Source organism: Bradyrhizobium sp., from assembly GCF_035570375.1.
In the GTDB taxonomy this organism is placed as follows: Bacteria; Pseudomonadota; Alphaproteobacteria; order Rhizobiales; family Xanthobacteraceae; genus Bradyrhizobium.
This window is the reverse complement of sequence record NZ_DATMLW010000265.1, coordinates 1-7,483: the sequence shown is the minus strand read 5'-3', so window position 1 is coordinate 7,483 and position 7,483 is coordinate 1. Positions and strand designations below refer to the sequence as shown.

Below are 7,483 nucleotides of genomic sequence, written 5' to 3'. Positions count from 1 at the left end.
TTTCAGGTAGACGACCAGGATACGTGCAACATTCATCGCGAGAGCACGCCCGGCGTCCTGCTCGATCAAGGCGAGCGCCAGATCGATTCCCGTAGTTACGCCCGCCGACGACCAGACGGCGCCATCACGGATGAAGATCGCATCGGGCTCGACCGTCACCCTGGGATGGCGCTCCGCCAACAACGGCGCGTGCAGCCAGTGCGTAGCCGCTCGCCGCCCGTCGAGAACGCCAGCGGCGGCCAGAAGGAAGCTGCCAATACACACGGAGCACACCCGTCGACACGAGGGAGATCTGTCGCGGACCCATCGGACCAGGGCGCGGTCACGCGTCACATCGTCCACCGCAAAGGCACCGGGAACGATCAACGTGTCGATCGGGTCGCGACCCAGTGACCGCACGGATTCGGTGCCTAGCTCCACTCCATTAGCGGTTTTCACGGGTCCGCCCCCGATCGAAACCACCGAGCATTCATATGTTACGCGGCTTTCGCGAGACCCACCGAAACTCGATGCCACCTGGAACGCCTCCAGGGGGCCGGCCAAATCGAGCAAAGAGACGCCTTCGTAGACGGCAATAACGATGCGGCGTGCTTTGGGTGGGCGCATAAAACTATCCCGTGTGGCAGCTTTCAAGGGATATATGTCATTGCAGCCAACACGTCAAAGGGGCAAATGCGGTGCGTAACGGAGAAAGCGCTTCGGACCATGTCCTTGGCGATCAAAGTCAACGGCATGTTCCCCGACCCCGGCGTCATGAGCGCCAACTATCTTCATTGAACGCGACCGCCTGTGCGCAAGCACTTAAGAGGAGCTAGACATGTCGAACAACTTCACGAGCCATTTCTCTGCCGACGATGCGGCGTTGGTGCTGATCGATTTTCAGCCGCAGATGTTCATGGGTATCGAGAGCCACGACCGCAACGCGATCAAAAACAACCTTCAGATCATCGCCAAGAGCGCGAAGCTTTTTAATGTACCGACGGTTCTGTCGACGGTCACGGCCGGGACTTTCGCGGGTCCGTTCGTTCCGGAGGTGACCGAAGGGGTTTTCCCGGGTCACGAGGTCGTCGATCGCACGTCCATCAACGCCTGGCTCACTCCCAATTTTGTGAAGGCCGTCGAAGCAACGGGTCGCAAACGCCTCGTCATCGCCGGCCTCTGGACGGGCGCCTGTGCCGCGTTCAACGTGATCGAGGGCCTCCGGCGCGGCTATGAAGTGTTCTTTGTCGCGGACGCCTGCGGCGATACCAGCATTCAGGTCCATGAACGTGCCGTCGACCGTATGATCCAGGCGGGCGCCGTGCCAACCACCGCACAGCATTTCGTCTACGAACTGCAGCAGGATTGGGGCCGTCAGGAAACGTATCAGGGCGTGATGGACATCATGAAGGCGCACACAGCGTTCGGCACTCAGATCTTCTTCTCCAAGTGGGCGCTGGGTGGGCACGATAGCGCTTTGAAGGCGGCCCAGCTCACTGCCGCATAGGAATGGCGGTCCGGCGCGACCGCAGCGTCTTAGCCGTGGGAGCGCCGGTCCTGTTGATATCCAGCTTCGATGCCCACCGATTTCCGCAAGGATGAATTATCGCGACTAAGGCAAACATCGCTCTGCTCCGCGCATTGGGCGCGGACCAAGATTCGGCGCAAACCGGTTCGGTCGAGAATTCCGCGAAGGCCCAGGGCGGCGCTTTCGCGGTGGAGCCGCTCCACACTCGGGTTCTTTTCGGCGTTTCGCACTTCGGATTCACGACTTACTACGGCGAATTCAGCGGGGTCTCGGGGGCGCTCGATCTCGATCCGAAGAACCCATCCGCGAGCAAGCTCGACATCCGAATCCCTGCCGCTAGCGTCAGTACGACGAACGCCGAGCTCAATCGCGAACTGAAAGGTGAAGAATGGTTCGATACGGCCAAGTATCCCAACATCTCGTTCAAGGCAACGAAGGTCACGATGACCGGACCCGGGAAAGCAGATGTCGTCGGCGATCTCACTCTGCATGGAACGACGAAGCCGATCGTTCTGCACGCAGTATTCCACGGGGCAGGAGTCAATCCGCTCAACAAGCACTATACAGTGGATTTCGATGCGTCCGCGAAGATTAAGCGGACCGAGTTCGGCGTTAGCACATTAGTGCCTCTCGTCCGCGACGACGTTGACATCATCAGGCGCGTCATTCGAGCGTCAGAGTTAGCAGCTTTGGGGAACGTCGCGCGCAAGCCAGCTACACGCAGGAGCAATGCGGTCCTGATCTTGAGGCGGTGATTTCGTTTCATTGGCGCATTTACCGCTGGACCTGGCGGGCTCATCGCGCCCGAACTGGGCACGACTCAGTTGAAGTTTGATCCGACGCGGCAGTTCGCGTTCCACCTAGCTTACGTCTCCGGCTCCAGCTTTGTGGACCAGCGTCCGGGTCTATCTGCTCATCGTCTATTGAGGAGTTATGATGCTCTACCGACAGTTCGCCACTCAGGAGGAAATCGACAAGGAATACGACGTTGAGAGGTCGGTGCCCGACTTTCAACGATACGTGGAGTTCAACATCAATGAAAGCAAGAAGGCGCGCGACGAACTTGAGTGCCTTCTCGACGTGCCATTCGGACCAACGGTCGAAGAGACACTCGACATCTTTCCGGCTCAAGATCCCGACGCGCCTATTCTCGTTTTTATCCACGGCGGGTACTGGCGTGCGAACAGGAGTAAAGAGTTCAGCTGGGTTGCGCGGGGACCGGTCGCGCTCGGCTTCACGGTGGTGATAACTAATTACGCACTTTGTCCGAAGGTCACGCTGCCCGAAATCACGCGTCAGAGCCGGGCGGCGATCGCCTGGGTTCGGCGTTCGAGCAAAACGTTCAGCGGTAGTCGGCGCAGGATATACGTGGCCGGACATTCCGCTGGCGGCCACCAGGTTGCGATGCTGCTGCACACCCGATGGATGGACGATTATGGGTTGCCACGCGACGCGATCCGAGGAGGTTTTGCAATCAGTGGGCTGTTTGATTTGCAGCCGCTTCGATTTTCTTGGCTGCAGCCCATCCTGCAGCTCGCGGAAGACATCGTTCAAACCCAGAGCCCACTTCTTCGCCTGCCCGATCGGGCGCCACCGTTGTTTGTAAGTGCGGGTGGCGCTGAGAGTTCCGAGCTTCGACGACAGTCGGCAGACTATCTGCACGCCTGGAAGGCCGCGGGACTCAGGGGCTGGTCATTTGAACAGCCTGAAGCGAATCACTTTATGGCAATCGCGGGCTTTGTTGATAAAGAGAGCAAACTCTGCGCGAGCCTTAAGCGAGTAGTGGAAACGTGCGAAGCGGGATAGCTACGGCGCCAAGTTCGCAGCACTGGCCGGCTGGTGCCCAGTTTCGCCGAAGCTGATTCATGATTCATAATTGGGATGATTCCCAAGCTGCAGAAGTCCGGCTGACGCCGGAGGATCGAGCGGCGATTGAGGCGCGCGCGCGAGCCCCACGGCGGAGCAGCGCGGCGTTTTTGCTCGCGGATTGTCTTGTTGGCTGCCGAAGGACGCCCGACGCGGGCCGGCCAAATCGAGCAAAGAGACGCCTTCGTAGACGGCAATAACGATGCGGCGTGCTTTGGGTGCGCGCATAGGACTAATCCCGCCTGGCAGTTTTCAAGGGAAATACGTCATTGCAGCCAACGCGTCAAAGGGGCAAATACGCTGCGTAACGGAACAATGCGGTCCTGATCTTGAAAGCGCTTCGCAGGTGGCCATGTCCTTCGCGATCCAAATCAACGGTAATACGCACAGCCTCGATGTTGACGGCGACACGCCGCTCCTCTGGGTGTTGCGCGACGTGCTGGGCATGACCGGCACGAAGTTCGGCTGCGGCATGGCGCTCTGCGGCGCCTGCACGGTGCATCTCGACGGCGTCGCCATCCGTTCCTGCATCACGCCGATCGACAGCATCGGCACATCCGCGATCACGACCATCGAGGCAATCGGCGCGACGGCAGTCGGCGCAAAGGTGCAAAAGGCCTGGCTCGATCTTGAAGTTATTCAGTGCGGCTATTGCCAATCCGGTCAGATCATGTCGGCCGCGGCGCTGCTTGCCGCGACGCCGCAACCGGACGATGCCGATATCGATGCAGCGATGGCCGGAAATATCTGCCGCTGCGGCACCTATGTGCGCATCCGTGAAGCGATCAAGCAGACCGCGAAATCCATCGAACAGCGAGGCTGACAATGATCCTCAATCACATCACGTCCCGCAACCGCGACCCGGACCAATCTGGATTGGCTAACGGCCTCTCTCGTCGGAGGCTTCTACAGGCGGGAGTTGCCATTGGCGGTGGCCTGCTGCTGAGCGTGAGCCTGCCGTTCCCCAACGGCGGAGCCGAAGCGGCCGGCGGCGATGGCTTCGTGCCGAATGCCTTCATCCGCATCGACGGTGACGGGCAAATCGTCCTGACCATGCCTTATGTCGAGATGGGCCAGGGCACCTATACGGCCATATCGATGCTGATCGCTGAAGAGCTCGAGGTGGAGCTGAAACAGGTTCGGCTGGAACATGCTCCGCCCAACGAAAAGCTTTACGGCAACCCCTTGATCGGCGGCGTGCAGGCAACTGGGAACTCGAACGCGATACGGGGGGCGTGGCAACCCTTGCGCCAAGCCGGTGCGGCCGCAAGAAGCATGCTGGTGTCGGCGGCGGCAAGGCGGTGGAATGTTGATCCGGCATCCTGCCGCGCGCAAAGCGGCGAGGTTCTGCACCCCTCGACGGGCAGACACATCGAATATGGCGCGCTCGCCGCCGATGCCGCCCGCTTGCCTGTTCCGTATGACGTTGCACTCAAACGCCCGGCCGATTTCAAGCTTATCGGCACTCCGGCCAAGCGTTTGGACACACCCGCGAAGGTCAATGGAACAGCCGTCTTCGGCATCGACGCACGCCCGCCGGGCGTGAAGATCGCGATCCTTGCGCAATCGCCGGTCTTCGGCGGTCGTGTGAAGAGCGTGGATGACGCGGCTGCCCGGGCCGTTAAGGGAGTGCGTCAGATCGTACGGCTCGACGACGCCGTCGCGGTCGTGGCCGACCACATGGGGGCGGCCAAGAAAGGCCTGGCGGCACTCGTGATCGAATGGGACGACGGGCCGCACGCCAAGCTCACCACCAAGCGGATCGCGGACGAGCTCGAAACGGCAACGCTCAATCCCGGGGCGGTCGCGCAGAATATCGGCGATATTGGCAAGGCCCTGGCGCGCAGCGTCACCAGGGTCGAGGCGACCTACGAGGTCCCGTTCCTCGCACACGCCACGATGGAGCCTATGAACTGCACGGTCCACGTCCGCAAGGACGGCTGCGAAATTTGGGTCGGCAACCAGGCCATCGCGCGCGCCCAAGCGACGGCGGCGAAGACCACTGGCCTACCCTTGGACAAGGTCGTCGTCCACAATCATCTGATCGGCGGTGGATTCGGCCGGCGGCTGGAGATCGATGGTGTCACGCGCGCCGTCCAGATCGCGCAGCATGTCGATGGCCCAGTCAAGGTCGTGTGGACCCGCGAGGAAGACATCCAGCACGATATGTACCGACCCTATTTCTTCCACCGCATATCCGCCGGTCTCGACAAGAAAGGAAAGCCGATCGCCTTGAACCATCGTTTCGCAGGCTCCTCGATCCTAGCGAGATGGCTCGCCCCGGCATTCAACAATGGTCTCGGTCCCGACACGACCGAGGGCGCGATCGACCTGGTCTATGCGCTCCCGAACCTGCACGTCGAGTATCAGCGGGTGGAACCCCCGGGCATCCCGACCACCTTCTGGCGCAGCCCTGGCCCGTCACACAACGTGTTCGTGACCGAAAGCTTCATGGACGAGCTGGCGGCGGCGGCGAAGCAGGATGCGGTCGCCTATCGGCGGGCTCTCCTTGACAAGTCGCCGCGCGCCAAAGCCGTTCTCGAGCTTGCGGCGGAAAAGGCCGGCTGGGGACAATCGTTACCTGAAAGGGTTGGCCGAGGCGTGTCCCTTCAGTTCGTCTTCGGGACCTATATGGCGCAGGTTGCCGAAGTTGAAGTGTCGAAGAATGGCGAGGTTCGTGTCCGCCGTGTCTTCTGCGCGGTCGATTGCGGCACCGTCGTCAATCCCGACACAGTCGAGGCGCAGATTCAGGGTGCGATCATCTTCGGCATCACGGCCGCGCTCTATGGTGAGATCACGCTCAAGGACGGCCGTGTACAGCAAACCAACTTCGATACTTACCAAATGCTCCGCATGAACGAGGCGCCGGCCATCGAGGTCCACATCGTCCAGAATTCGGAGCCGCCAGGTGGAATGGGCGAACCGGGGACCTCGGCGATCATCCCCGCTGTCACCAACGCGATCTTCGCGGCAACCGGAAAGCGGCTGCGAAAGATGCCCGTCGACACGACGGCATTGCGGCAGCCGGCCTGATAGGGTCCGGCGGCGTGGATCGATCAATCAGGATTGCAGCAGCCCCGACGAAGCGAGGAGCCGAGGCATTTATTCGAGCGAAAGAAGAGCCATGAAGATACGAACCGTCATCGGCGCAGCATCTGTTGCCATTGCAACTGCGACGCCCTCCTCCGCGCATGATGTCGGCGACAAAGTCACGCCGAACTTCGCGCAGGCGATACCCAACATTCCGGGCAAATCACTGATCGCCGTGGTCGTCGACTATCCACCGGGTGGGGCCTCGGCTCCGCATACCCACGCAAAATCGTCCTTCATCTGCGCCTACGTCATTTCGGGAAGGATCGAGTCGAAGGTGAACAACAGTCCAACGCGGGTCTACAAGGCGGGCGATAGCTGGTCCGAACCACCGGGCGCCAGCCATCCCATCAGCCGCAATGCGAGCAAGACCAAGCCGGCAAAACTGCTCGCGGTCTTCGTCGTCGATACCGACGACAAGGAACTGACCACACCCGTCAAATAGAAACCTGAAGATCAAGGGAGTGCTTGTGACAATCGCATCCGAGAACGACAGCACCGTCACGTTCATTAACGTATTCACGGTTACACAAGCCAACCAGCAGCGGCTTATCGATCTTCTCACGCGCGTGACCGATGGTTTCGTCAACCGTGCGCCGGGTTTTATCTCTGCGAAGCTACATCGTAGCATCGATGGTACAAAGGTGATCATGTATGCGCGGTGGCGCAGCATGGAGGATTATCAATCCATGCGCCCAGACCCCGGTCCGCTGCCGTTCTTGCAGGAAGCGCTGACGTTCGCGACCTTCGAGCCCGGCATGTACGAAATCGTAGGAACTTTCACACCTGTGGCCAAACTGTCTGAATCAAATTCGCCATGACGCGGCATTGCAATCGCGCAGGTTTTCGTACGCCGGCCGACGAGCGTGTGGCAGCGTCGTGAAGGGCCCGGCATCATATTCGCCTCGCGGATCACGCGGCCAAAGTCTTCGTACCGCCCTATACGGCGCCACCTACCAGCTTGAGCCAGCGCAGGGGCACAATGTGCTGCTGGGCGAGGGGCTCGGCGCATTGCGGAGG

8 protein-coding genes are annotated in these 7,483 nt (G+C 60.6%); 7 read left to right on the top strand and 1 reads right to left on the bottom strand.

Features of this window, described 5'->3' with window-relative positions; all coding sequences use genetic code 11:
- Positions 1–606, bottom strand: a 606-nt coding sequence (locus VNX23_RS29270; protein ID WP_325635061.1) for an AraC family transcriptional regulator, incomplete at its 3' end; no start/stop codon positions are given.
- A 211-nt stretch (positions 607–817) separates the two neighbouring features.
- Between VNX23_RS29270 and VNX23_RS29265 the strand changes: the two genes are divergently transcribed.
- The 7 genes from VNX23_RS29265 (at position 818) to VNX23_RS29235 (ending at position 7,284) form a co-directional block, all read left to right on the top strand.
- Positions 818–1,486 carry a hydrolase gene (locus VNX23_RS29265; protein WP_325635059.1) on the top strand — a complete coding sequence of 223 codons (669 nt, stop codon included), beginning with the start codon at positions 818–820 and terminating at the stop codon, positions 1,484–1,486.
- 209 nt (positions 1,487–1,695) lie between these two features.
- Positions 1,696–2,262: a YceI family protein gene (locus VNX23_RS29260; RefSeq protein WP_325635057.1), complete on the top strand. Its 567-nt coding sequence runs from the start codon at positions 1,696–1,698 to the stop codon at positions 2,260–2,262.
- Positions 2,263–2,440: 178 nt separating this feature from the next.
- Positions 2,441–3,313 carry an alpha/beta hydrolase gene (locus VNX23_RS29255; protein ID WP_325635055.1) on the top strand — a complete coding sequence of 291 codons (873 nt, stop codon included), beginning with the start codon at positions 2,441–2,443 and terminating at the stop codon, positions 3,311–3,313.
- A gap of 412 nt (positions 3,314–3,725) precedes the next feature.
- Positions 3,726–4,196, top strand: coding sequence for a (2Fe-2S)-binding protein (locus tag VNX23_RS29250; protein ID WP_325635054.1), 471 nt, complete (start codon positions 3,726–3,728; stop codon positions 4,194–4,196).
- Between the two features lie 2 nt (positions 4,197–4,198).
- Complete coding sequence (locus tag VNX23_RS29245) at positions 4,199–6,406, top strand: xanthine dehydrogenase family protein molybdopterin-binding subunit (protein ID WP_325635053.1); 2,208 nt, start codon at positions 4,199–4,201, stop codon at positions 6,404–6,406.
- A 91-nt stretch (positions 6,407–6,497) separates the two neighbouring features.
- Entirely contained in the window at positions 6,498–6,908 is a 411-nt protein-coding gene (locus tag VNX23_RS29240) for a cupin domain-containing protein (RefSeq protein ID WP_325635052.1), read from the top strand.
- Between the two features lie 25 nt (positions 6,909–6,933).
- Entirely contained in the window at positions 6,934–7,284 is a 351-nt protein-coding gene (locus VNX23_RS29235) for an antibiotic biosynthesis monooxygenase family protein (protein ID WP_325635051.1), read from the top strand.
- Positions 7,285–7,483 lie beyond the last annotated feature (199 nt).